This window comes from Flavobacterium quisquiliarum (genome assembly GCF_019308285.1).
GTDB classification, from domain to species: domain Bacteria; phylum Bacteroidota; class Bacteroidia; order Flavobacteriales; family Flavobacteriaceae; genus Flavobacterium; species Flavobacterium quisquiliarum.
Genome location: NZ_WWEM01000028.1, coordinates 1 through 24,717 on the forward strand (window position 1 = coordinate 1; position 24,717 = coordinate 24,717).

22 protein-coding genes and 1 pseudogene are annotated in these 24,717 nt (G+C 35.7%); 13 read left to right on the forward strand and 10 right to left on the reverse strand.

Annotated features, from left to right (window positions below; genetic code table 11):
• Positions 1–563: 563 nt before the first annotated feature.
• Together GSY47_RS26355 and GSY47_RS26295 are read left to right on the forward strand one after the other, a co-directional pair.
• Positions 564–1,343, forward strand: a pseudogene (locus GSY47_RS26355) (recombinase family protein); the annotation flags it as partial.
• The gene (locus tag GSY47_RS26295; protein ID WP_317197928.1) at positions 1,320–2,114 is read left to right on the forward strand and encodes a zinc ribbon domain-containing protein; all 795 of its coding nucleotides are present in this window, start codon (positions 1,320–1,322) and stop codon (positions 2,112–2,114) included. The pseudogene GSY47_RS26355 and the gene GSY47_RS26295, both read left to right, overlap by 24 nt.
• A gap of 300 nt (positions 2,115–2,414) precedes the next feature.
• Here GSY47_RS26295 and GSY47_RS12020 read toward each other — a convergent pair whose 3' ends face one another.
• Entirely contained in the window at positions 2,415–2,759 is a 345-nt protein-coding gene (locus GSY47_RS12020) for an MFS transporter (RefSeq protein ID WP_179003763.1), read from the reverse strand.
• Positions 2,760–3,029: 270 nt separating this feature from the next.
• On the reverse strand, positions 3,030–3,314 hold the full coding sequence (locus GSY47_RS12025) for a hypothetical protein (protein WP_129022528.1): 285 nt from the start codon (positions 3,312–3,314) through the stop codon (positions 3,030–3,032).
• 348 nt (positions 3,315–3,662) lie between these two features.
• Between GSY47_RS12025 and GSY47_RS12030 the strand changes: the two genes are divergently transcribed.
• The gene (locus tag GSY47_RS12030; RefSeq protein WP_129022527.1) at positions 3,663–4,868 is read left to right on the forward strand and encodes a hypothetical protein; all 1,206 of its coding nucleotides are present in this window, start codon (positions 3,663–3,665) and stop codon (positions 4,866–4,868) included.
• 386 nt (positions 4,869–5,254) lie between these two features.
• Here the strand turns inward: GSY47_RS12030 and GSY47_RS26425 are convergent, their stop codons facing one another.
• Positions 5,255–5,485, reverse strand: coding sequence for an IS3 family transposase (locus GSY47_RS26425; protein WP_129022539.1), 231 nt, complete (start codon positions 5,483–5,485; stop codon positions 5,255–5,257).
• A gap of 17 nt (positions 5,486–5,502) precedes the next feature.
• Between GSY47_RS26425 and GSY47_RS12040 the strand changes: the two genes are divergently transcribed.
• Entirely contained in the window at positions 5,503–6,168 is a 666-nt protein-coding gene (locus GSY47_RS12040) for an IS6 family transposase (RefSeq protein WP_129022526.1), read from the forward strand.
• 3 nt (positions 6,169–6,171) lie between these two features.
• Here GSY47_RS12040 and GSY47_RS12045 read toward each other — a convergent pair whose 3' ends face one another.
• The 5 genes from GSY47_RS12045 to GSY47_RS12065 form a co-directional block, all read right to left on the reverse strand.
• The gene (locus tag GSY47_RS12045) at positions 6,172–6,633 is read right to left on the reverse strand and encodes an FAD-binding protein (protein WP_246611325.1); all 462 of its coding nucleotides are present in this window, start codon (positions 6,631–6,633) and stop codon (positions 6,172–6,174) included.
• A 516-nt stretch (positions 6,634–7,149) separates the two neighbouring features.
• Positions 7,150–9,384, reverse strand: a complete 2,235-nt coding sequence (locus GSY47_RS12050) for a nitric-oxide reductase large subunit (protein WP_179006578.1) — start codon at positions 9,382–9,384, stop codon at positions 7,150–7,152.
• A gap of 35 nt (positions 9,385–9,419) precedes the next feature.
• The gene (azu, locus tag GSY47_RS12055; RefSeq protein WP_179006579.1) at positions 9,420–9,944 is read right to left on the reverse strand and encodes an azurin; all 525 of its coding nucleotides are present in this window, start codon (positions 9,942–9,944) and stop codon (positions 9,420–9,422) included.
• A gap of 109 nt (positions 9,945–10,053) precedes the next feature.
• Entirely contained in the window at positions 10,054–12,051 is a 1,998-nt protein-coding gene (locus GSY47_RS12060; RefSeq protein WP_246611326.1) for a TonB-copper family protein, read from the reverse strand.
• A 58-nt stretch (positions 12,052–12,109) separates the two neighbouring features.
• Complete coding sequence (locus tag GSY47_RS12065; protein WP_056205597.1) at positions 12,110–12,961, reverse strand: FixH family protein; 852 nt, start codon at positions 12,959–12,961, stop codon at positions 12,110–12,112.
• Between the two features lie 577 nt (positions 12,962–13,538).
• On the opposite strand from GSY47_RS12065, the gene GSY47_RS12070 reads away from it, so the two are divergent.
• The 7 genes from GSY47_RS12070 to GSY47_RS12100 are packed head-to-tail and all read left to right on the forward strand — an operon-like array spanning position 13,539 to position 20,231.
• A complete protein-coding gene (locus GSY47_RS12070; protein ID WP_056205596.1) occupies positions 13,539–14,015 on the forward strand; it encodes a c-type cytochrome in 477 nt (158 codons plus the stop codon).
• 35 nt (positions 14,016–14,050) lie between these two features.
• Positions 14,051–16,024, forward strand: coding sequence for a Sec-dependent nitrous-oxide reductase (gene nosZ, locus GSY47_RS12075; protein ID WP_131423942.1), 1,974 nt, complete (start codon positions 14,051–14,053; stop codon positions 16,022–16,024).
• Between the two features lie 56 nt (positions 16,025–16,080).
• Positions 16,081–17,085: a nitrous oxide reductase accessory protein NosL gene (locus tag GSY47_RS12080; RefSeq protein WP_056205592.1), complete on the forward strand. Its 1,005-nt coding sequence runs from the start codon at positions 16,081–16,083 to the stop codon at positions 17,083–17,085.
• A 36-nt stretch (positions 17,086–17,121) separates the two neighbouring features.
• Positions 17,122–18,354, forward strand: a complete 1,233-nt coding sequence (locus tag GSY47_RS12085; protein ID WP_179006581.1) for a nitrous oxide reductase family maturation protein NosD — start codon at positions 17,122–17,124, stop codon at positions 18,352–18,354.
• A complete protein-coding gene (locus GSY47_RS12090) occupies positions 18,351–19,073 on the forward strand; it encodes an ABC transporter ATP-binding protein (protein WP_056205589.1) in 723 nt (240 codons plus the stop codon). Before GSY47_RS12085 ends, GSY47_RS12090 begins: the two co-directional genes overlap by 4 nt.
• Before the next feature lie 10 nt (positions 19,074–19,083).
• Positions 19,084–19,824, forward strand: a complete 741-nt coding sequence (locus GSY47_RS12095) for an ABC transporter permease subunit (protein ID WP_242412113.1) — start codon at positions 19,084–19,086, stop codon at positions 19,822–19,824.
• Positions 19,825–19,847: 23 nt separating this feature from the next.
• The gene (locus GSY47_RS12100; protein WP_056205587.1) at positions 19,848–20,231 is read left to right on the forward strand and encodes a group III truncated hemoglobin; all 384 of its coding nucleotides are present in this window, start codon (positions 19,848–19,850) and stop codon (positions 20,229–20,231) included.
• 157 nt (positions 20,232–20,388) lie between these two features.
• Here the strand turns inward: GSY47_RS12100 and GSY47_RS12105 are convergent, their stop codons facing one another.
• A complete protein-coding gene (locus tag GSY47_RS12105; RefSeq protein ID WP_056205585.1) occupies positions 20,389–20,985 on the reverse strand; it encodes a Crp/Fnr family transcriptional regulator in 597 nt (198 codons plus the stop codon).
• A gap of 403 nt (positions 20,986–21,388) precedes the next feature.
• Here GSY47_RS12105 and hemN point away from each other — a divergent pair, with 403 nt between their 5' ends.
• Both hemN and GSY47_RS12115 read left to right on the forward strand, forming a co-directional pair.
• Positions 21,389–22,753: an oxygen-independent coproporphyrinogen III oxidase gene (gene hemN / locus GSY47_RS12110; protein WP_179006583.1), complete on the forward strand. Its 1,365-nt coding sequence runs from the start codon at positions 21,389–21,391 to the stop codon at positions 22,751–22,753.
• Between the two features lie 246 nt (positions 22,754–22,999).
• On the forward strand, positions 23,000–23,680 hold the full coding sequence (locus tag GSY47_RS12115; RefSeq protein ID WP_179006585.1) for a Crp/Fnr family transcriptional regulator: 681 nt from the start codon (positions 23,000–23,002) through the stop codon (positions 23,678–23,680).
• 5 nt (positions 23,681–23,685) lie between these two features.
• Here the strand turns inward: GSY47_RS12115 and nadA are convergent, their stop codons facing one another.
• On the reverse strand, positions 23,686–24,615 hold the full coding sequence (gene nadA, locus GSY47_RS12120; protein WP_219071390.1) for a quinolinate synthase NadA: 930 nt from the start codon (positions 24,613–24,615) through the stop codon (positions 23,686–23,688).
• Positions 24,616–24,717 lie beyond the last annotated feature (102 nt).

Genomic DNA, 24,717 nt, shown 5'->3' on the forward strand with positions numbered 1-24,717 from the left:
TTCTCGAATTATGGTTTTCCGTAATAAGGAATGAAAGTTATTAAGAATATTTGTGATGAGTACAAACAAATTATTTAATAATCTAAAACAGTTTGCTATGGAAATTCAAGCCATTAAACCGGGACCGAAACCTAAAAAGAGGACGGTACTCCCGATAGAAGACCGCGTGTCAATCCACCCAATAAGGAAAAGCATCCGGAGCTTAAGCCACATAAGCATAAGCCCAGGTGCTTAAAAGAGGTTGTTTTAGCCCTCTAAACCGACTAAATGGTTTAGAGGGCTGTATTTAAGACAAAATCTGAGGTATAATTGCACCCACTGCCAGGATCTTTCCTGTATTGTACGAAGCAATGTTGCGTAATATATTTAGCAGTTTTTCAAGAATCACACATTAAAATATAAGATTATTTTAATGCTGGCGGGCAGATTTTTATTTTTCAAAATACAATTTACTGATAAACTTGTAAGTACAGGTAGTTTATATTTAGCATTTTACACATCTAATAATTTCCTAAATTTTACGTTTTAAATAATAATGATTTCCCCGTAAAATCTACCTGCTTATGCCTGTGGTTTATCTGTACATACGAGTAAGTACCGATGAGCAGGCTGTAAAAGGATATTCCCAGCGCAGCCAGTTAGAACGGCTTGTGCATTACTGTAAATATAACAGTCTCGTTATTGCTGAAACGATATTTGAGGATTTTTCGGCTAAAACATTTAACCGTCCGGCGTGGAATAAATTAATGACAAAGATCAAATATCTTAAAAATTCTCCTGCAACTATTCTTTTTACATACTGAGACAGATTTAGCCGTAATATTACAGATGCCTACATAATGCTTGAGAAACTTCAAAAATTAGGAGTATCGCTCCAAGCCATAGATCAGCCGATTGATTTTTCCATACCCGAAAGCAAGATCATACTTGCAGTATATCTGGCCACATCTGAAGTTGAAAATGATAAGAAAAGCCGGAACGTAAGTCTAGGTCTTCAGAAAGCGAGACTGGAGGGACGCTGGATAAATAAGGCTCCTTTAGGATATAGGAATAAAATAATAGCAGATGGAAAAAAGTATATTGCTGTCTATGCTCCTGAAGCTTTTATAATTAGGGAAGTGTTTGAAGAAATAATTAAGGCAAAAAGAGTTACGCTGTCAGAGATATATAAAGAGGCTTTGGCTAAAGGCTTAAAATGCAGCAGAAGTGCCTTTTATATATTAGTGCGAAATCCTATTTATTGCGGACAGATCAAAATTCCTGAAACTGGAGATGAAAAGAGCAGGATTATTGACGGACTGCATGCAGGAATTGTATCAGTGGCACTTTTTGAACAAGTACAAAAAAAATTAAGAAATCTAATAAACTCTAGACTTGTTAAAAAGAAAAGAGTTCTTAATGAAAACTATTTATTAAGAGGAATTCTGCTATGCCCTGATTGCGGAAAAACACTGACAGGAAGTTCTTCACAGGGAAGGAGCAGGAAATACTATTACTATTATTGTACCGGAAAATGCAAATATAGAATCAGGGCTGACTATATTAATGCGGGCTTTCAGATGTTTCTTCAGGATATCAAGATTGATGTTTCTTTCTGCAAAAGAGCAAATGATTTATTGAAAGAGATTGATAAGGGAAGACAGCAGGACTATCAAATAAAAAAGCGTGAGATTGGAAAAGCAATGGACGGATCAATTGATAGAAGCTTAAATGCGCATAAGCTTTTTTCAGAAGGAAAAATTGATTATGATGATTATTTTCTGATAAAGGAAAACTGTAAAGCTTATTTGAAAAAATATGCTTCGGAATTGCGTGAGCTGGCCTTAAATGCAGGGGCAGGGATTTATGGAAAGAATGCAGGAGATAGTATATTCTATCGCTTAGCAGAGGTTTATAAGCTGTCAGATGTTTTAATGAAACAAAGAATCGCGAGGCTTTTTTTTCCTGAAAAAGTAATTGCTGACGAAAATATTCTCAATATGCTTCCAGAATTTATAAAGAAAATATTCGGGTTAGAATTAGTTAAAGATAGCCCAATGAAAGAGCGGGATTTTAATAATGATGAGATAGAAATGAATCAATTTTTATCCTCAGTTGGACAACAAAAGGCTTAAAAAATCTACACATTAGTGCATAAAAAAAGAGACAACTATTATATAGTTGTCTCTTTAAGTGACCGACGGGATAAATTCAACATTTTTTTGGATGATTTGAAGAAATTGGCTTATTATATGTAGATATTTGTCTTTCAGTGGTTTTGGTGATTTGGTTTAGATGTGGCTTAAGCATTTGTTTAAAAATAGAATCAAGTCCATCCTGAGTATGCTATACAAAAGAATCAAATTATATACACTTTTCTCAAAAAAAATGCGGTCTTCAAAGACTTCAATTTTGAATAATATTTTTTACAAATCTTAAAGGTACTCAGCTTTAATAGCTCTATCCAGCGAGGCTCTCCAAAAAATTACAATTACAGCCAGTGCACCGAAAGCCAGACCAATCCATGGCGTAATTGATATTCCGTAATGATTAATAAACCACCCGTCTATAGAAGTACCTAGGGAAACACCAAGATTTCCAAACGAAGTCTGAAGACTGTTCGCAAATTCTTTTGCATCAGATGCAGCCGATACCATATGGCCGACGCCAATTAGGAAGCATGGTCCATACATAATACCCCAAAATCCCACCACAATTGAAATGCTGAGCAGTGAACTGCCGGTATATTGAAATGCAAATGGAAGCAGAAATGTGCCCAATGTTTCGTTATCATAATCATAAGGCTGGCAGCCGTACCCAGACAGCTCAAAGCCGCAGTGCCGCCATCGAAGATTCCGTCTTTAAGGTCAGGTAAATTTGTGGGGATGGTCGCAGATAATCCCGACTGTAAGATCGAGCTCAAAACCTTTCGTTCTTCTATTGTCAATGACCATGAGGCTCAATCTGGTGGTAAAAAAAAGAAGGGTTGACCGCGTAGCGTTTCATTCCAATTAAAGGAAAATGAGCTGGGCAGCTGCATCATTCTGAAGTTAATTGCATAAAATACTATTATGGATTTTAAGCAGTCCTTTTATTGTAATCACGCTTCTGTCTGTAGCGGAATCTAAAAAGATTAAACCTCGATCGTGGAGCAGGATGAGAGTTTCCAGTATTAATGCCTGTTTTTCCTTTTCAGCCGGATTGCCGCTCGAGGTTTGCTTGGAGGTGTCAACGGCCGGGCCAATTAATTGTGACAGTTCTTCCAGAGAACAGCTCATCCCATATCTGACAGAAAGAATTTGAAGGATTTCTTGTATAATAGATGAGGTTCCCATGATGCGGAGTCTTTATTTTAAATATACGTAAAATTATGCCTTCTGGTTCAATTTAGGTTTCATTTTCTGTTTTTTGATGCTGCTTCTGCCAAGATAGATTTTTTTAGTGATGATTTTGCACTCTGTAAATCGGAATGTTTTGTTTTTTGTATTTGGGATCCGGCAGACTTTGCCGCTTTGAATAAAAATAAATGTTTTTTTTTCTTTTTTTTAGTACAAAAATACGTATAAATACTCGTTGAATCATTATCTTAAAAGTATATATTTGAACTGTAAACCAGTGCTATAGCTCCTTATGGACTAATGCATAATACTACGAGCAAGTAACCCTTAAATAACCAAAATAACATGAGAAAAAATTACATTTCTGCTGTACTTCTCATCTGCTTTGCTTTAAAGCTGCAGGCCCAGACACCTTCCATTAATGAAGCACAGCGCGTGTCTTATTTCAGCGATTCCTACACCAAAAAAATTGATGATAAGGTAGAAACATTGAAGGCAAAAAATGATGCGCTGGACGCGGAAGCTAAGAATGAGAAAGACATAAATAAAATAGCCGCCATCACAGCCGAAAAACAGGTAAACACCGATCTGATTAATGCCCTTCAGATTTACGGAAATGTAGATGCGAAAAAAGATTATAGCGAACTTTTCAATAAATTGATCAATCAGAAAAGGGATACCATCAATAATGTATACGCCCAAGGCCTGAAAAGCGACAAGCTTACGCTTGGACAGATAGATTCCATTTACAATCTGATAGCAAAAAAGAGAAAGGAAATAGCGGCCCTTGAGATTGAAAGGGATGAAACAGTGGCTGCTTTCGGTAAATTTCCATGGTTTTTTCCTTCATGGAAAAAAATTAACCGTAAAAAGTTTTTTCACGATATGTACAGCAATAAGACTGATAAAACCATACTGCTGAACTCTTTTGCCTTAAACGCCAACAGTGATGCTTCCGCAGTACAGACAGAAGTGGTAACAGATAATATGTGGGCGCTGCGCGTATCCTTTGGCAGTGTGCTTTCGATTTCCAACAGCAAGAGCGCCGATACGCAAGAAGCGCCAGATGAACAGACAAAGAAGAAAACCGAACAGGAAGCTTTCAGCCGCCTGATAAACGGAGGGGGCAACTTTTATCTCGACGTAATCCTGCCAGTTTTTACAACAAACCAGAATAACGGTGACCAGATCACATTTTATGGATATGCCAATTTAAGAGGAGCGATGGATCTGGAAGGGTTTAGCAGCAATGTCAATACGTCTACAGGAAATGGCACAGCTGGGCTGAATGCCTATCTTGGTATTTCTTCCGATAATAAGAAGTTCAATTTTTTTCTGCAGGGAAATGCAAATTATACCGTAGGAACAAATGAATTTTATAATAATCTGGGACTCCATAACGAAAAGCCATTTCTCAACGGGAAGATAATAGCAGGAGTGACGATGCTCAACCAGTTCCGAATATCGGCAATAGTGAATGCTTTCGGAAGCGATGAGAAAATCAGAAGCAGCAAAGTGGTGGTCGGTGTTCAGGTGCTGCCTGGATTTTAGAAAAATGGGACCGATAAATGTATATGCATTTTTAGATTTTTGTAGACATGCCAGACAGATACCTTGATATTATTGCGTCAGAAAAGGCTGCACTCAAAGCAAGACTGGCTCAGATTAGGCGACGGCATAAAAGAGAGCTTTTTGTGCTGTTTGCCATTTACGGCCTGATTATGTTATGCGTTATACTGTTTTTGCCGCCGCTTTAATTACTGCGATTTTGCTGCACAAGGAAAGAACATTGTTTTTTTTGAACGTGTTCTTTTCTTTCTTTCTTTCTTTCTTTCTTTCTTTCTTTCTTTCTTTCTTTCTTTCTTTTGCAGCTTTCGGCTTGAGGGGCACATGTGATAAACGCATTCGCTATAGGGATGTTGCACTGCTGATAAAATTCAATGCCCGCTCAGATTCCTTACAGATATTTGATATGCCGGATTTCCTTTAATTTTTTTTGTCTTGACAGGCAGATCCAGTTCGTGCATGTATTTGTAGACTGTCGTGGATGATATTTTATATCCCATAAATTGGAGTTCTGCAGCAATACGTTTGGAACCGTAACGCTTTTTGTACTTATGATAGATAGTGGTTCTGTCGCATCTGGGAATAACTTTTATCTTTAGAATTTTAAACCGATCAAAAGATGAATACTAAAGGTCATTGTTATCCAAAATACATAATTCTTCAGGCAGTATATTTCAAGCTAAGATTTACACTTAGTTACCGTGATGTTGAAGAACTAATGAAGATTAGAGGAGTCATTGTGGATCATGCGACGATTCAGCGTTGGGTTTACAAGTTTGCACCTTTGCTTGAGGCAGAAATGAAGAAGAGAAAAGGCAGAGTGGGGGAGAGTTGGAGATTGGATGAGACCTACATCAAAGTAAAAGGTATTTGGTGTTATTTATATAGGGCAGTAGATAAATTAGGCAATACGGTTGATTTTCTTTTGACCAGAAAAAGACAAAGAATGAGTGCGCAGTCATTTCTAATTAAAGCAATTAGTAATAACTACAGACCAAGAGTAGTAAACATTGATAAAAGCGGTTCTAATACTGCCGCTATCAAAGTCTATAACAAACGTTCATTCACAAAGATTAAAATCCGGCAGTGTAAATATCTCAACAATATTGTCGAACAGGACCATCGATTTATAAAATGGAGGATACAAAATGGGTTAGGCTTTAAAAGTTTTGAATCGGCAAGACGAACATTGAGCGGAATTGAAGTTGTGCATATGCTGAGAAAGAATCAAATGGTTAGACCAGGGATGACTATGTTTAAATCATTCTGTAAATTGGCGGGCTAACTTTTAAATTACTTCAATTTTTATATTTGATTCTGACAGATGCGACAGAACCTTTTTTTCAATTTCTAATCCTGAACTGTCTTTATGATGTAGAATTCGATGTTGTGAATGGCCACCTTCTAGACCTAAATCCCATTGGCCTTCCTGATTTTTATCAAATGTGGCACCAAGTTCTATTAGTTCTTCTAATCTTTCGGGAGCTTGTTGAATAACCATTTTAACAATTTCTTCATCACAAAGTCCAGCGCCAGATTTCAGCGTATCTTTTATATGCTGTTCAAAACTATCCTTCAATTGATTGGTGACTACAGCTATTCCTCCTTGCGCAAGTTGCGTATTGGTGTTGTTAGCTTTTTCTTTTGTCATGATACAAATAGATAAATCGGGGCGTTTTCTTGCCGTTTTAATGGCAAAAAATAGACCTGAAATACCAGAACCTACTATTAGAATATCAGTTTTAGGCATGTTATTTGGTTTAAGAAAGTTTATGCATTTTTTATGGATTTGAGCATTTTAAGCTTCACTTATTATGTATCTTTTAAAATATAAATAAGTTTTCCCTGTATTTGTTTTAATAAAGATGTATTTACTACGTATCAGTCTTTGTGGAAAGGAGTCGGAATCAGCTTTTTATAAAATACTGCTTTTAAAGACTCGCACACGATTCCGACTTCTGTAGCCACAATGAAAACGGTAGTAGGGGCCCGTTTTAATAAATTAAATAATGACTTATGTCAACCAATATCAAGCTACCTTTAAAATATGAATTCATATTCTTGATGTGCAACATTTTTAGAGGTTCGGTATTTTTTGAATTTTCAAACATCTAAAGCACTAATAATACCGAGTTTTTTTTGAACATCACTCCTTAAATGTTCGCCAAAGATCATTTTTTATTTTAAGTACAAAACAAGTTGCTCAAGGCTTTGATTGAAAGAACATCTGGGAGTATATTCTCCCAGATGTTTCTATTTTAGTTTACTAACTTTTTTTTCTAAGGGTAAGGTCAAAGACAAACCAGCACAATGCCAATACTCCAAATCCGAAAATAGTATCGCCGATAGCCCTAAGCCATTTCAAGGTTACCATCGCTGGCTGCTGCATTAGTTCGGCCGAACGTGCATACCACATTCCGTGCTCGATACTTTCTATAGCTTGCCAAATTCCAACAGGAAGAAGACTCAATAAAGCCATAGCCAGCAATCCAATATTGGTAGACCAGAATATGAATTTCATTGCTTTTTCATTCCATATCTCATGTCTGTACAAACTGCGGAGCACAAATAGCATCAAACCAATTCCGAGCATTCCATAGACTCCAAATAAGGCAGTATGTCCATGCAAAGGCGTTGTGTTTAAGCCCTGAACGTAATATAAAGCAATAGGCGGATTAATGATAAAACCAAATACTCCGGCTCCTAAGAAATTCCAGAAAGCAACAGCAATCATAAAATAGATAGGCCATTTATAATCCTTGATCCATTGTGTTGATTTTGAAAGTTTGTAGTTATGGTAGGCTTCATACCCAATTAAAACCAGAGGCACAATCTCCAAAGCGCTAAAGGTTGCCCCAAGAGCCATCACAGCAGTTGGCGTTCCTGAGAAATAAAGATGATGAAATGTTCCTAAAATTCCTCCAGACATAAAAATGATAGTAGAGAAAATAACATTCAGCGTTGCTGTTTTTGTTTTTAACAGACCTAAACGAACAAATAAGAAAGCAATTACTACAGTAGCAAACACTTCAAAAAAGCCTTCTACCCATAGATGCACAACCCACCATCTCCAATATTCAGCAATTGCCAGATTGGTCTGTCTTCCCCACATTAGGCCAGCTGCATAGAAAGTAGCAATAGCGGTACATGAGATTAGGAACATTATGATAAGATTTCTTTCGCCTGTTTTTTTCTTCAGTACCGGAAGTAAAGGACGAACCATTAATGCCAGCCAAAGAAACAATCCTACAAGAAGGAATATTTGCCAGAATCGACCTAAATCTACATATTCGTAACCTTGATGACCAAACCAGAAGTTTTCTACCAAATTAAGTTTCTGCATTACCCCAAACCATTGTCCGGCCATTGAGCCTAATACAATTAGAATTAAAGCATAGAATAAAAAATCAACACCAAATGTTTGAAATTTTGGGTCTTTCCCTGCAACAGCCGGTGCAATGTATAATCCAGTTGCAAGCCAAGCGGTTGCTATCCAGAATATAGCCAGTTGAGTATGCCAGGTTCTTGTTACTGCGTAAGGCAGAATCTGATCCAGAGGAATACCAAAGAATCCGTTTCCTTCTACGCCGTAGTGTGCAGTAATGACCCCCATTACAACTTGCAATACAATTAAAAGACTTACGACCCAAAGATATTTTTTTATTCGAAACATCGAAGGTGTCATTCCTTGTTTTAATAGTGGATCCTGAACTGGTATTTCGAAATGCTCATCTTCGCCTGATCGCACATGATAAAAAATTAGAACACCGATGCAAAATAACAGCAGTATGATACTAACTCCTGACCATACAAGAAGATCTTTGGTAGCCACATTTCCAACTAATTCATCAGATGGCCAGTTGTGTGTGTATGAAATTTTCTGATTTGGTCTTTCTGTTACAGTTGCCCAGGTTGCCCAAAAGAAAAAAGCGTTCATTTTATGCATTCTTTCCGGATCTTTTATAGACATTTTTGGAATCGCATAATTATGGCGTAGTGTCTCAAATTTGGGATCATCCATAAACAACCCTTCATAATACTTACTCAAATAGGCTATGGCTTCAATCCTGTTTTGAGAAATGGTTATGATGCCAGTACTACTGTCGTAGGTGTTTTTGCGAACATCATTTTGTAGCCTGATTTTCATTGTGGCCTGCTGCTCTTCTGTCAGTTCTGCAAAAGTTTTTGCATATTCCTTCTCGGATAATTTATCCAAAATAAACACGGCTTCTCTATGCAGCCAGTCTGCAGTCCAGTCTGGCGCTACATAAGCACCATGTCCCCAAATAGTACCAACTTCCTGTCCACCCATACTTTGCCATACATTCTGCCCATCCTTAATTTCCTCAGCGGTAAAGATTACGTTGTTGTTTGGCCCGACTATTTCGGTTGGAATAGGAGGTGCTTCCTGATAGATCTCGTATCCGTAATATCCTAAGACAGAAAAAGAGATACTCATCACAAGTGCAAAACCTATCCACAGTTTTTTTTCCTTGCTCATTATAATGATTTTAGTTTTTTTATTAAAAAAATGCTTTATTCTACAATTAATTTTCCTTTCATCATCGATACATGTCCAGGGAAAGAACAGATAAAATCGTAAGTTCCTGGTTCGTCTATTGTAAACTCGATAACATCACTTTCGCCGCCGCCAATTATTTTTGTATGGGCAATTACTTTTGCTTTTTCAGATGCTGGTATGTAATCTGTGTCTTTAGCCTCTACAGCTTTAAGTGCAAAATCAGAAATATCAGTTCCAGGTTTTAGAATTACTAAATTATGTCCCATTGCGATTTTTTCCATCTTGCCGACATGTTTTAGTGTAAGGGTAATTTTTCCTGCGGGAGCTCTTAATTCAGTTACAGAATATTGCATTTGATCATTGCTCTCAATCTGAAGATCATTTGTAGCGACTGGGGTTTCGATCGGATTTTCTTCGTAAGTTTCTTCAGTTGTGGGTGTTGCAACTGTTTCTATGTCTTTTGAATCTTTTTTTCCGCATGAGAATAAACTGAAAATTGCAAAGGCTGCTACGAGGGTAATCTTGAAAGACTTTTTCATTGTTTTTGGTTTTTAAATGTTATTGAAATTTAATACTGTAAAAGTATGGCTAACGTTTTTTTTGGTTTATGATTCTAATCATAAAGGCGGATTAATTTTGCTTCAAATCTTAGTGAAAACTATAAGTAAGATTTATAAAAGCATTGCGTCCCATTCGTGGTATTTTGTTCCAGTCTGAAAAAGTAGCGTAATATTTATCAAAAATATTTTCAATACCTGTTTGCGCTTTTATTTTGCTTTGATTCCAATTAAAGCTATAACCTGCATTGATATTAAATATCAGGTAATCGGGTGTTTTGGTTTGCCCGTATACTTTTGCGAAGTCATTTTGTGCAAGATTTCCAGAGGCAAATATTCCCGCATTGATTTTTTCTTTTTTAAACTCTATTCCGGCATTATATCGGAGCGGACTTATAAATGGAAGGTTGTTTTCCTGATCATCTTTCCCCAGACTGTAGGCGATCTGTGTTTTTAAATTCCAGTTTTGCAAAAAGGAGTATTCAAGATTAAAATCAGTATTAAAAATTATAGCATAATTAATATCGTCGTAGATTTTTATACCCGATGCTCCAATCGTCATAGGCAGCGTGCCTGGGTCAATTTTTCCGATGATATAATCTGAGATATAGAAATACGAAGCCGTAATTTTAGACGTTAGCCTGCCATTTTTATAACCAAAAAAAAAGTTTCCTTCTACTGCTTTTTCATTTTTTAAATTTGGATTTCCTATATAATCGTAAAAATCATTGCTGTTATACAGATAAAAGCCATAGCCTTCAGAAACAGAAGGTGCTCTTTCGGCATAAGCCAAACCAAATCCAAATTCAAACTTACCAGTATTTTTGGTATAATTTCCGGAGAGGCTTTTTAAGGATCGGTTTTTTGTGGCATCCATTTCAGGATAAAAAATACGAAGGCTTTGTAGTCCAAAATCATTGGCTACTGTATTAGAATGAAAACCTAGATTAATGCTGATTCTAAGAATGGTTTCGGGTGAGATTGTAATAATATCTTCTAATGATAATCCGTTATATAGCGTTCGAACATCAGGCCAGGTGTACATAAACATCAGATTTTCAGTTGGATCAACAGGATACATTGTCATCTCGGCTACAGCCTTATTATAAAAAGAATTCAAATCGGCTAGAAATTCATGATTTTCGTGTTTTCCTTTTATTTTAGAATAAAAACCATAGGTGTCAGACCAGCCCGGCATATCCATATGAATAGAAATTGCTGGTCTTTTAGTATCATCCATTTTATGGGTAATGGTATTAAAATATCCTTTTGTTTCCCAACCAGAAATAACAGCAGAATCTGGAATGTACTTGTAACTCAATGAAATGATTTTAGCTTCTGCCAATAAAACATCCATTGGAAGCGCCGGATAGCCAACATTCACAGCTTTATCATAAATAATCGAAGTTTCGAGTACATTCTTCTTATCGATAAAATAGCCAGCATTTGCCGAAATATTGTACTTGGTAAATTGAGAAAAATTAATTTCTTTTTCGTTTCCCGCTTTGTAGTTTTCGGCATCACGATGCATAAAATCAACATACGCAAAAAAGGTACTGTCAGTATAACCTAAAGCGGCACCAATAATCTTTTGCTGGTTATTGCTTTCATAACCAGAAGATAAACTGCCATTCCAGCCGTTTTTTCTGTGTTTATATTGATTTCGTTTTAGATCTATCGAACCTCCAATCGTAGCGCCATGACAGCTGGCCTGCTGACCTGAGGCAACTGTTGCCTCAGATAAATTTGAAATCTCGACATAAGAAGTCACGGGATCCATTTTATCGGTACAGGCACCAAAAATCCGCATACCATCAATGGTAATTACAGTACGCTCGGTTGACATATTGTTAATCGTAGGTTCCCATGCATATGCACCTCTTTTAATCATATTCATTTTTGAAGAACCCATCAGATAATCTTCTACAGACGTTAACGATTTGGGCTGTTTAAGATGTAAAGGTGTTTTTCTTCCTATAACTATAATTTCATGGAGATTTTCAGCTGCAAGACTATCATTCTTTTTTTCCTGTGCCCAGCAAGCTGTCGAAAAGATAGCTAAAAGGACTACGGTTATATTTTTCATCATAAGATAATTGTAAGAAAGAGCCAGTCAAAACCATCTCTTTCTTGTTAGTATTCAATATTTAGAATTCGATTTCTAAGAAAAGACTGCTTGCAGGATTTTCTGTCGTTACAGGCTCTCCTTTAAGTACATTATCTGAAGCATTTAAAAGTTGAAGATTAATTTTCCAATAGCCAGTCATTGTCAAAGAAAGTTTTCCGTTGTAAAAGCCATCGGTTGTAGATTGTGTTAAATCGGTATTATTAGGCGAACCGTGATTACCCATGCTGGGCATTCTTGGATCCATTTTTATTTTGAAATTATTCACGACAGGAAACGTCATCATATCCTGCATTTTATAAACACCAACGCTAATAGCGTTCGTGGCTACTTTAGGATTTTGGGGAGCGACATAGGCAACCAAATAACGAATGCCATCAGTACCTGTAAAAGTACTTACAGTTTTTTTTGCAGATACCAGAACTTTAATAGTATCAGCAGCTGTGTAAGAAAAGGTATTTACAGTATATGTAATTGTAAGATCCCAGTATTCAGTATCATTTTGAGCCATTTGAAAGATAATGTCACCTTCATATAATGTTTGTTTGCCAGAAGTTTTCATTACTTCGGATTTTGGGCAAGAATGCTTCATTGTAACCATATGCATAAGAGGTGTCCAGTTTATTTTGGCATCCTGAATATAGCTGTTCGTCTTTTTGTCCTTAATTCTAAGTGTGATATGATTGTAACCCTGGAGTAAAATACCGCTTTGAGAATAAAGCTCTATAGTATGATTGTCATTGGATATTTCCTGAATTTTTTGCAGCCCGGTGATTTCATCAATTGGAATCTGAGTGGAGGTATTATCATCTGAGGAGCATGAGAACAGAGAAATGGACAGCACTAAAATGGCTATGTGTTTTAAAATTTTCATTTGAATATTAATTTAAATTATGGATGTAAGGCTTCTGTCGAATGCAAATCCGAAGGAGAAGAAATTAGATAAGCGAAAAATTAATACTTGAAAATGGGGGGATGGAATACAAAGTAAGTGTTCAGATAAACGTAAAGATTTTTATATCGTGAGTTTATTTCTAAGATGACTTTTTGGTTGTTTTGAAAATTAAAAACGGGAATGTTTTCAAAGTATAGCAAAATAGTTTCAGTGATTTCAACTTTTTTCTCACTCGAGGAAGGTGTTTCATTTTTTAAGGCTTTTGCCAGCTCTTTCTTCAAATGGCATTTGCCATTACACTCTAGTTTAGGAGTATCCCTGTTTTCGCATAATTCTGCAGAAATATAATTGTAATTCAGTGCGTAATCCAAGATTGGAAATAGCGGTCTGAACAATACTGCAAAAAGGAATATGTAAATACAAAATTTCATTACCTGTATTTTGAAAGTACGAAGGTATCATGATCTTTTTTTTCATGTTATGATTGTGATCATACTTTATGTAATACAAGTTTTGGAATTTTGCTCTAAAGTTTAACAAATTAAAAACCTTAGTAATGAACAGATTATTTTTATTAACGATGTTTGGTTCTTTCTTGCTCGTATCGTGTGGGAAAGAAAAATCGAATACAGATCAGGATTTTTCAACTCCTACAGCTACAGAAAAAACAGCCGACGCCGAATCATACGATCCTAAACGAGGCTTGGGAAAATTTTCTACAGTTGAAGTTGGTACTTCCTTAGATCAGCCACTGGCTGAAAAAGGATTAAAAGTGGCCGAAGTAAAATGTACATCCTGTCACAAAACTACAGATGAAAAATTGGTAGGGCCTGGATGGAAAGGCGTTACAGGACGCAGAACTCCTCAATGGATTATGAATTTTATTACCAATCCTGATCCTATGATTGATAAAGATCCTGAATTGCAGGCTCAATTAGAACTCTGTATGATTCGTATGCCTAATCAAGGTCTGACCGATGATGAGGCCAGAAGTATTCTTGAATACATGCGCCAGAACGACGGCGTGAAATAACCAGAATAAAAAATTCAAATTCAAATGAGAATGTTATGAAAAATAAATTATTAAAATCAGTTTTTGCCGTTGCGTTAGGCTGTGCCTTCTTTGTTTCCTGCAAGCCCAAGGATTCCAGCGATACTGTCGATGGAGATGCTGCGCAAAAAGTTTACGTTGCTCCAGGTAAGTATGATGAGTTCTACAATTTTGTATCTGGTGGTTTCAGCGGTCAGGTAAGTGTTTATGGACTTCCTAGCGGTAGATTGTTAAGGGTTATGCCGGTGTTCTCAGAAGATCCACAAAGTGGCTATGGTTACAGTGAAGAAACAAAAGCCATGTTGAATACTTCGCATGGTTATGTGCCATGGGATGATCAGCATCATTTAGATTTATCTCAAACCAATGGAGAAGTTGACGGGCGCTGGCTTTTTGCCAATGCCAATAATACGCCAAGGATTGCACGTATTGACCTGAAAACTTTTAAAACAGCTGAGATAATCGAGCTTCCAAATTGTGGAGGAAACCATTCTTCTCCTTTTATCACGCAAAACACAGAGTATATTGTGGGGGCAAGCCGTTTTAGCGTTCCCGCAGATAATGACGATGGAGATGTACCCATTAATACATATAAGAAAAACTTTAAAGGACACCTTAGTTTTGTAAAAGTGGGTAAAGAAGGAGAGTTGGATCTTGCTTTTCAGATCGTAACTCCGGGTGTTAATTTTGATCTTAGTCATCCGGGGAAAAAAGAATCTCACGGTTGGTTCTTTTTCTCCTGTTACAACACTGAGCAGGCCAATACCCTGCTTGAGGTAAACGCTTCTAAAAATGATAAGGATTTTATCATGGCCGTCAATTGGAAAAAAGCTGAAGAGTATATTAAAGCTGGAAAAGGAAAACGTGTACCGGCAAATTATGTTCATAATACCTGGGATGAGAAAACCCAAACGGCTAAATCTGAAATCAAGAAAGAAGTATTGATTCTGGATGCTGCTGAACTGAAAGATATCTGTTATATGATTCCCTGTCCTAAATCTCCACACGGGTGTGATATTGATCCAACTGGTGAATATATTGTTGGAAGTGGAAAACTAGCAGCCCTTATTCCTGTATTTAGTTTTACGAAACTGAAAAATGCTATTGCCAAAAAACAATTTGATGGTAGTTATGCAGGAATTCCTGTGATTAAGTATGAGGCCGCTCTTCATGGCGAAGTTCAAAAACCGGGTTTAGGACCACTACATACCGAATTTGACGGAAAAGGGAATGCCTATACTACAATGTTTGTTTCTTCTGAAGTAGTAAAATGGAGCATAAAAGATTTAAAAGTTTTAGATAGAAAAGCCACCTATTATTCTCCAGGGCATTTAATGATTCCGGGAGGCAATACAGAGAAACCATTTGGAAAATATATGGTGGTTTATAATAAAATCACTAAAGACCGCTTTTTACCAACTGGCCCGGAATTAGCGCAAAGTGCACAATTATTTGACATTAGCGGGGATAAAATGAAGCTTTTATTGGATTATCCAACCATTGGAGAACCTCATTATGCGCAAGGTATTCCAGCTGATAAAATACGCAATAACGGTCAATTGAAATATTACAAAATGGCAGATAATCTGCATCCTTACGTTGCCAGAGGTGAAAAAGAAACCAAAGTGGTCCGAGAGGGAAAAAAAGTACATGTTTATATGACTTGTATACGTTCGCATTTTGCTCCCGATAATATTGAAGGTATACGAGTAGGGGATGAAGTTTATTTCCACGTTACCAATTTGGAACAGGATTGGGACGTTCCTCACGGATTTGCTATTAAAGGGGCAAATACTGCTGAGTTGCTGATCATGCCCGGAGAAACGATTACACTAAAATGGGTTCCTCAGAAAAAAGGAATTTTTCCATTTTATTGCACGGATTTCTGCAGTGCACTTCATCAGGAAATGCAGGGTTATGTTAGAGTTTCACCTGCAGGAAGTAATGTGCCAATTACGTATAGTTTGGGTACGAATTTACCAAAGGAATAACTAATAACCAGTGAAGGGGACAAAGTTTTCTTTGTTCCCTTTTTATTTGAATCATCATGAAAAATAAAATACTTTCAATTTTTTCAAGAGCAGTACTTTTTGTGTGTGGCTTTCTGTTAATAGGGTCCATTTTTGTTCCCATGTGGAAAATTGAACTGACAGCTCCACAATATCCTGAAGGTTTGGTTTTAAAACTTCATGCCACAAAAATTGCAGGAGATGTAGATATTATCAACGGATTGAATCATTATATAGGTATGAAAACACTTCATACCGAAGATTTTATCGAGTTTAAAATCCTGCCTTACATTTTAGGATTGTTTGGCATCATTGCTTTAAGCTGCTCTTTTTATGCTAAGCGAAATTCCTTGTATATATTGTTTTGTTCTTTTGTGCTTTTCGGAGTTTTAGCTGCTATTGATTTTTACCGGTGGAATTACGACTATGGCCATAATTTAGACCCGAATGCTGCCATACGGGTTCCAGGTATGGCATACCAGCCTCCATTACTGGGCTATAAACAGTTGCTGAATTTTGGCGCTTATTCTATACCTGATATAGGTGGATGGATGCTCATTACAGTTGGTGTCTTGCTTTTTCTGGCTATAATTAAAGAGAGGAAATCAGCTTTAGGATTTAATAAATTTTTTAGCGTTTTAATTATTGCTTCTTTTCTTTTTTCATGTTCAGGAGATAGACCAATTTCCATCAAAATAAATACAGACAATTGTGATTATTGTAAAATGGGAATAAGTGACGGTAAATATGGCTCAGAAATTATTACCCAAAAAGGCCGGGCATATAAGTTTGATGATATTGCCTGTATGGTCAACTATTGTAAAGAACATTCAGATATGAAGGTTAAGAGTTATTATGTACATGATTATACAAAGGAAAATGAACTAATTCAGGCAGAAAAAGCTTTTTTTATTTCAGGCGGCACAATAAAAAGTCCGATGCATGGTAACATTGCGGCATTCTCGACTGAAAGCCAATCACAAGCATTTGGAGCAGAATCAAAGGGAACAGAGATACAATGGGCGTCAATTTTAGAAAAATAATTTTGGGACGAAAATGCTAATTACAATCAATTAAACATGAAAATACTTCTCTGTCTTTGCTTCTCATTTTTTTTTACCTGTCTTCATTCTCAAAAGATTGAAGTAGGAAAAAATAGAGCCATAAAAACCATAAAAAAAGCTATACAACTGGCCAATCCCGGCGATACGGTGTTGGTTTACAAAGGTGTTTATAGAGAAGGAAACATAGTGATAGATAAAAAAATAATACTGCAGGGAATTGGCTTTCCTATCCTCGATGGCCAAAAAAAATATGAAGTGGTTTCTATCAAAGCTGATAGTGTAACCATTGAAGGTTTTAAAGTCATAAATTCAGGGTATGCCTCCCTGAATGATCCCTGCGGTATTAAAATATATAACAAAACAGGGGTTACCATAAAAGAAAATATTCTGGAGAATAATTTTTTTGGTATTTATGTTCAAAAAGGAATTGGCTGTATTATAAAAAATAACACAATAAAAGCCCATCAAAAACAAGAGCAGCGTATTGGGAATGGCATTCATTGCTGGAAAAGTGAAAACCTGCAAATTGTCGGAAACCAAGTCTCAGGACATCGGGACGGGATTTACTTTGAATTTGTGTCTAATTCTATTATTTGGAGGAACATCTCAAAGAGTAATATTCGATACGGACTTCATTTTATGTTTTCTAATGATGATTCGTACATCTCCAATGTGTTTAAAAATAATGGGGCAGGAGTGGCAGTCATGTTTACCAAAAATGTAAAAATGTTCCATAATTATTTTGCAGAAAACTGGGGAGATGCCGCGTATGGTTTATTGCTAAAAGAAATTTCTGATAGTTACATCATAGGAAACAAATTCATCAGAAATACTTCGGGAATTTATATGGAAGGAACCAGCCGGGTAGCCCTCTCAAAAAATATTTTTAGAGATAACGGGTGGGGAATGAAAATTCAGGCAAGCTGTATGGAAAACGAAATTTCCTTTAATAATTTTATCGCCAATACATTTGATATAAGCACCAATGGCAGTTTAGTTCTTAACCATTTCAATAATAATTATTGGGATAAATATGAAGGTTATGACCTTAATAAGGACGGAATTGGAGATGTACCTTTTCACCCTTTGAGCCTTTTTGCAGTGCTTACAGAAAACAATCCCTCTGCAATGTTATTATTCAGGAGCTTTATGATTACGCTTCTTGATAAGTCAGAAAAGATTCTGCCAAGTATTACCCCGGATAATTTTGTTGACCAAACCCCCGAAATGAAATCTCTTGTGTTATGATTACTTTACAAAATATAAACAAAAAATTTGGCAAGCTTCAGGTATTGCAAAATGTAAACCTGAAATTTAACGCAGGTGAGTGCATTGCACTTATTGGTCCAAATGGTTGCGGAAAAACGACCTTGATAAAATCCATCCTGGGAATGGTTTTACCGGACAGCGGTGATATTTTATTCAATAAAGAATCTATTCTTAGAAAGTTTGAATATAGAAATAATATTGGCTATATGCCTCAGATAGGCCGCTATCCAGATCATATGACTATTGGACAAATTATTGCCATGATCAAGCAAATCAGGAATTCGAAAGACATTCTGGATGAAGATTTAGTTAAAGCTTTTAAACTTGATAAGATGGATGATAAACAAATGCGCACGCTTTCCGGCGGAACAACCCAAAAAGTAAGTGCAACATTAGCCTTTCTTTTTAACCCTGACGTCCTTATACTTGATGAGCCAACTGCAGGATTGGATCCCCTGGCATCAGAAATCCTGAAGGAGAAAATTATTAAAGAAAAGGAAAAAGGAAAATTAATTTTGATTACCTCTCATTTGTTAAGCGAACTTGACGATATGATTACCCAGATTATTTTTATGCAGGATGGTAAAGTGCATTTTCATAGAAATATAAACGAACTGCTTGAATCAACGGGTGAAATCAAAATTTCAAAAGCCATATCTAAAATTTTAAAGCAAAAGAGTCATGAACAGGATCATTAAAATTGTATTGTTGGATATTCTTAAAAATAAAATCGTTCTGAGTTACACTTTTGTTTTGGCCTTGCTCTCCTGGGGATCTTTTGGCCTTGAAGACAATTCTGCTAAAGGGCTGTTGACAATTTTGAATGTAATTTTATTTACAGTTCCATTAGTTTCGATACTTTTTTCGACGATATATATTTATAACAGTTCTGAATTTATTGAACTGTTACTCAGCCAGCCATTAAGGCGAAAAAAAATATGGATCAGTTTATTTGCCGGGCTTTCCATTGCAATGATTTTGGCTTTTTTGCTGGGTGCGGGAATCCCCCTTGTAATTAATGCGCCTGATGCTTCAGGTGTTATGATGCTTTTGTCAGGATGTTTAATCTCGGCTGTTTTTGTGTCTTTAGCTTTTTTGAGCTGTATTTTGACTCGTGATAAAGCAAAAGGAATTGGTGTAGCGATTATGTTTTGGATGTATTTTGCAATACTATTTGACGCTTTGGTTTTATTTCTGTTGTTTCAGTTTGCCGAGTATCCTATTGAAGAGGCAATGGTGGGGGTAACGGCCCTGAGCCCAATAGATCTTGCACGTATTCAGATTCTCTTACATCTTGATCAGTCAGCTATGATGGGTTACACAGGCGCAATTTTTAAAGATTTTTTTGGGACAACTATTGGATTGATTATCTCTTTTTTTCTATTGATTTTATGGATTGCGATACCTTTTTTTATTTCAGTCAGAAAATTTAATAAAAAAGATCTTTAACAATTAATATTTAATACTCAATTATGAAGGAGAAGATAAAAACAGATATTAAAAACAGACAGGATATCAAAATATTGGTTGATGCTTTTTATGGTAAGGTTCAGACAGATGCTACTATCGGATATTTATTTACCAAAGTGGCGAATGTTAATTGGGAAAAACATCTTCCAATTATGTATGATTTTTGGGATAATATCCTTTTTCATTCCGGAAATTTTGAAGGAAACCCGATGATGAAGCATCGGATTTTAAATCAGAAAAGCCCCTTAACTGAAACTCATTTTAAACATTGGAATAAGTTGTGGAAAAAAACTGTTGATGATTTATTTGAAGGACCAAAAGCATCAGAAGTAAAGATTAGGGCTCAGAGTATTTCGAAAATGATGATGAATAAAGTAGTAAAATAAAGTGATAAAGTAAAAAACGGGCGCTCGAAGAGCGCCCGTTTTTAAATTAAATGCTATTAGAGCTGAATTAATAATTTTCATTTAACCTCCACAAAGAAAGAAAAATATTTAAAAAAGATATATGATCTGAATCATATATTAAAGTATTTAAGAAATTTCAATAAAATATTTTATGATCTATAATTTCTATTTTTTTTTTCTTGTTCATAATAGAAATTGTCCGAATGACCGTCTCAACGCGCAAACCAGTAAAATCTGCAATTTCCTGACGGGTATACTGAATTTTCAGTCTTTGATTTGGGGGAATATTCTGCTGTTTTTTTAAATTATCGAGAAAATACTGTACCCGGTACTCAGGTTTATGATTAATTATATTTTTTGAAAATACTATTTTATTGTAAATTCTCCAGGCAAAGACTTTTAATATTTTCGATTGGATTTTTGGATTTTCTTCAAGAAGTAAAAAGAAGTTGGCTTTTGAAAGTTTTAAGAGCACACAATCGGTCTGTGCTACTGCTGAGGCTGGATAAGGCTGATCAATAAAGAGGGGCGGTTCGCCAAAACTGCTTCCATTTTCAAAAATTCCTACTGTCAGGTCTTTTCCGTCTTCATTGGTATAGGTCATTTTTACAGTCCCTTCAAGAATCTGATAGAAGTATAGGGGAGGATCATTTTCGTAAAATATGATACAGTTTTTGGGTGTTTTTTTTGCAACAGCGCCCCAAGTGAATAGCAAATCTGTATCAATATCCATTTTTTCTAAAGTTATATGTATTTATAAATGATGCGAAATATTTCATCGCTTGAAGACAGCGCCTGCGGTTATTATTGATTTTCATGAAAGCGGAGGTATATGTTTTAAGCAAAGAAAAGAAATCAGGTATAAAAAAAACATGATAAATATTAGGTTTTGAAAGTTTTGTTGAAGCTAGAATAGGTGTTAAATTAAAGATTTATAAAAAGATATTTTTAATTTAAACTGGTAGCTAATCTTTTGGAAGTCATTGTGTAATCTGAAGTGTTATGATATTTATCATATTACAAAAGCAGTATACTTCGGATATTTGTAATGCATTAGAATGGTAATAGCTAAAAAGATTCATTTCAATTAAAAAAAGTTCTATTTCATTTTCTTCCTAATTTCTAAAATTAAAATTATGTCAAAGTCTTTAATTCAAAAATATAATGTTCCAGGTCCCAGATATACCAGTTATCCAACTGTTCCGTACTGGAATGAAATACTTTTTTCAATAGAGGCATGGAAGATTTCTTTTCAAAAATCATTCTTGGAGAGCAATTCACAAAATGGGATTAGCCTATATATTCATTTGCCTTTTTGTGAAAGTTTGTGCACTTTTTGCGGATGCAACAAACGAATTACTAAAAATCATTCAGTAGAAGAAAAATACATCATGGCTGTTTTAAAAGAATGGAGTATTTACTGTGGACTGTCTTCTGAAAGACCAATCATAAAAGAAATTCATCTGGGAGGTGGAACTCCGACTTTTTTCTCATCAGAAAATTTAGAAAATCTTATAAACGGTATTTTTAGGTTAGCTGATAAAGCTGAAAATCATGAGTTCAGTTTTGAAGGACATCCCAACAATACGACTTATGAGCAGCTTAAAAAATTATATAATCTAGGGTTTCGCAGAGTAAGTTTTGGTGTTCAGGACTATGCGGAAAAAGTCCAGAAAGCCATTCACAGGATTCAGCCATTTCACAATGTGGCAAAAGTCACCTTTTGGGCAAAAGAAATTGGTTATACCTCAATAGGACACGATATTATTTTTGGATTGCCTTTTCAAACAATTGAAAACATTGTGGACACCATCGAAAAAACAAATTCTTTAAAACCAGATCGATTGGCTTTTTACAGCTATGCGCATACGCCCTGGATCAAAGGAAATGGACAACGTGGATTCAATGAGGCAGATCTTCCAAAAGATGTAGAAAAAAGAAAATTATATGAGACAGGAAAAAACCTGCTTTCTCAAAACGGATATCACGAAATTGGGATGGATCACTTTGCTTTAGCTTCGGATAGTTTATATAAGGCTGGTCATACTGGGGAATTGCATCGCAATTTTATGGGATATAGCTCGTCAAAAACCCAGTTAATGATTGGATTGGGAGTTTCAGCTATCAGTGATAGTTGGTACAGTTTTGCTCAAAATACAAAGAGATTGGAAGAATATTATCAACTTTTGGAGTGCGACAAACTGCCTGTTGTCAAAGGACATATTCTTGATAATGAGGATTTAATTATTCGAAAACATATTCTCAATTTAACCTGTCAATTTGAAACTTCGTGGAATGATAAAGCTTTTTATTTTGACGAATTACCAAGTGTTTTGTCCGATTTAAAGGAAATGGTAAATGATGATCTGGTAACTATTGAAGAAAATAGAATCAAGATCACAGATGCAGGGAGACCTTTCGTCCGTAATATTTGTATGGCTTTCGATTTGCATTTGAAAAGAAAATCTCCCGAAACTAATCTTTTTTCAATGACAGTCTAAACGATTAATAGAATTCCTTGCACAAATTGACTCTGAAATTTTCTAGGTATGCTAATTATTAAACATGATATCCTGGCAGGGTTGATTCTTTTAACTACTTTCTGGATTTAAGATCACATCGATATGCCAGTAGCCACTGTATCAATCTTTCAAGAATAATTTTGCTGGAAAAGAAAATTATTCAAATTTTTCAAGTAATGTAGTGTAGTAACTCTAATTATTCTACTTTTGCAGCAAAAAATTACTATGAATAAATGCGATCAATGTATTGTAAGACAGCTTAGTGCATTGAAAGCACTAAACAAAGAGCAAATCATACAATTGGCAAATAGTAAAAGCACTCAGGTAATTAAAAAAGGGGAGGCTATAATAGAGGAAGGAGAAGTAATTAATGGGGTTTTCTGTATAAAAGATGGTATTGGAAAACTTTCTAAATTAAGTGCCAATGGAAGGGACCAAATTGTTAAACTTGTAAAGTCAGGTGAACTTCTGGGGCAACGTTCAATGATCAGCAATGAACCTGCAAACTTGTCGGCTACAGCAATTGCTGATATGGAAGTTTGTTTCATTCCAAAATCTGAAATCATTCAATTTTTTAATAATAACAATCAGTTTTCAATGAACTTAATGCAGTCTGTTTGTGATGATTTGAAACATGCTGATGATCATACTGTGGATATGGTCCAGAAAACTGTTAAGGAAAGACTGGCTGAAAAGTTATTATATCTTAGTGACACCTTTGGTGTAAATGCTGATCAATCCTTAAAAGTGCAATTATCAAGAGAGGAACTGGCCGGAATGATCGGTACAGCCACCGAGAGTTGCATCCGATTGCTTTCTGAGTTTAAAAAATCAGGGTTGATCGAATTAAAAGGAAAGCTGATTTTTTTAAAGGATATTAAGGGATTAAAAAGAGAAGCCAGCTAACATCATCATTTGGATAATTCCAGCATTCTTTCAATAGGGACAAACGCTTTTTTCATTATATCAGCAGGAACTTTAATTTCAGGCGTTTCATTAAGCAAACAGTCATGTAATTTTTGTAACGTATTTACTTTCATGTAGCCACATTGGCTGCAGGCACAAGTGTTGTCTTCGTTTGAAGGTGCCGGTATCAATATTTTATCAGGAACTTCCAGTTTCATTTTATGAAGAATTCCCACTTCTGTAGCCACAATAAATTTGGTGCCCGGATTGGTTTTAACATATTCAATCATTCCTGCTGTCGAACCAATATAGCTGGCTGTTTTTAAAATATGGGTTTCAGATTCAGGATGGGCAATAATTTGCGCATCTGGATTTTGTTTGTACAATTCAATTAATTTATCAAATGAAAATGCTTCATGAACCACACATGCACCGTCCCAAAGCAACATTTCCCTGCCTGTTTGTTCCATTACATATTTTCCCAAATTTTTATCGGGAGCAAAAATAATGGGTTTGTCTTTCGGTATAGAATTGACGATTTTAACGGCATTAGAAGAAGTTACCACAATGTCAGTTAAAGCTTTAACCTCTGCAGAACAATTCACATATGTAATAACAATGTGGTCTGGATGGGCTTGGGTAAATTGTTGAAATAAATTGGCGGGACAAGAGTCAGCCAACGAGCAGCCTGCATTCAAATCAGGAAGAATAACTTTTTTACCTGGATTTAAAATTTTTGCAGTCTCAGCCATAAAATGTACTCCTGCAAAAACAATTATATCAGCATGCACCTGCATTGCTTCTTGTGACAATCCCAGGCTGTCGCCCACATAATCTGAAACATCCTGAATATCGGATTCCTGATAGTAATGTGCCAGAATAACTGCATTCTTCTCTTTTTTTAGTTTCAGTATTCGCTCTTTAAGGTTTTTCATTATTAAATTATTTTTAATTATTCTCTTTTGTTTTAAAACAAAAGATTTGATGCTGATACTTATGTTGGGTTTTTAAAATCGGTAAGTTTTTTGAAAATTAAG

Excerpts from the sequence above, each read along its gene's own strand:
- GSY47_RS12025 (WP_129022528.1), bottom strand. The coding sequence starts at position 3,314 with ATGGGAACCTCATCTATTATACAAGAAATCCTTCAAATTCTTTCTGTC.
- GSY47_RS12030 (WP_129022527.1), top strand. The coding sequence starts at position 3,663 with ATGAGAAAAAATTACATTTCTGCTGTACTTCTCATCTGCTTTGCTTTA.
- GSY47_RS12040 (WP_129022526.1), top strand. The coding sequence starts at position 5,503 with ATGAATACTAAAGGTCATTGTTATCCAAAATACATAATTCTTCAGGCA.
- GSY47_RS12045 (WP_246611325.1), bottom strand. The coding sequence starts at position 6,633 with ATGCCTAAAACTGATATTCTAATAGTAGGTTCTGGTATTTCAGGTCTA.
- GSY47_RS12050 (WP_179006578.1), bottom strand. The coding sequence starts at position 9,384 with ATGAGCAAGGAAAAAAAACTGTGGATAGGTTTTGCACTTGTGATGAGT.
- azu (WP_179006579.1), bottom strand. The coding sequence starts at position 9,944 with ATGAAAAAGTCTTTCAAGATTACCCTCGTAGCAGCCTTTGCAATTTTC.
- GSY47_RS12060 (WP_246611326.1), bottom strand. The coding sequence starts at position 12,051 with ATGATGAAAAATATAACCGTAGTCCTTTTAGCTATCTTTTCGACAGCT.
- GSY47_RS12065 (WP_056205597.1), bottom strand. The coding sequence starts at position 12,961 with ATGAAAATTTTAAAACACATAGCCATTTTAGTGCTGTCCATTTCTCTG.
- GSY47_RS12070 (WP_056205596.1), top strand. The coding sequence starts at position 13,539 with ATGAACAGATTATTTTTATTAACGATGTTTGGTTCTTTCTTGCTCGTA.
- nosZ (WP_131423942.1), top strand. The coding sequence starts at position 14,051 with ATGAAAAATAAATTATTAAAATCAGTTTTTGCCGTTGCGTTAGGCTGT.
- GSY47_RS12080 (WP_056205592.1), top strand. The coding sequence starts at position 16,081 with ATGAAAAATAAAATACTTTCAATTTTTTCAAGAGCAGTACTTTTTGTG.
- GSY47_RS12085 (WP_179006581.1), top strand. The coding sequence starts at position 17,122 with ATGAAAATACTTCTCTGTCTTTGCTTCTCATTTTTTTTTACCTGTCTT.
- GSY47_RS12090 (WP_056205589.1), top strand. The coding sequence starts at position 18,351 with ATGATTACTTTACAAAATATAAACAAAAAATTTGGCAAGCTTCAGGTA.
- GSY47_RS12100 (WP_056205587.1), top strand. The coding sequence starts at position 19,848 with ATGAAGGAGAAGATAAAAACAGATATTAAAAACAGACAGGATATCAAA.
- GSY47_RS12105 (WP_056205585.1), bottom strand. The coding sequence starts at position 20,985 with ATGGATATTGATACAGATTTGCTATTCACTTGGGGCGCTGTTGCAAAA.
- hemN (WP_179006583.1), top strand. The coding sequence starts at position 21,389 with ATGTCAAAGTCTTTAATTCAAAAATATAATGTTCCAGGTCCCAGATAT.
- GSY47_RS12115 (WP_179006585.1), top strand. The coding sequence starts at position 23,000 with ATGAATAAATGCGATCAATGTATTGTAAGACAGCTTAGTGCATTGAAA.
- nadA (WP_219071390.1), bottom strand. The coding sequence starts at position 24,615 with ATGAAAAACCTTAAAGAGCGAATACTGAAACTAAAAAAAGAGAAGAAT.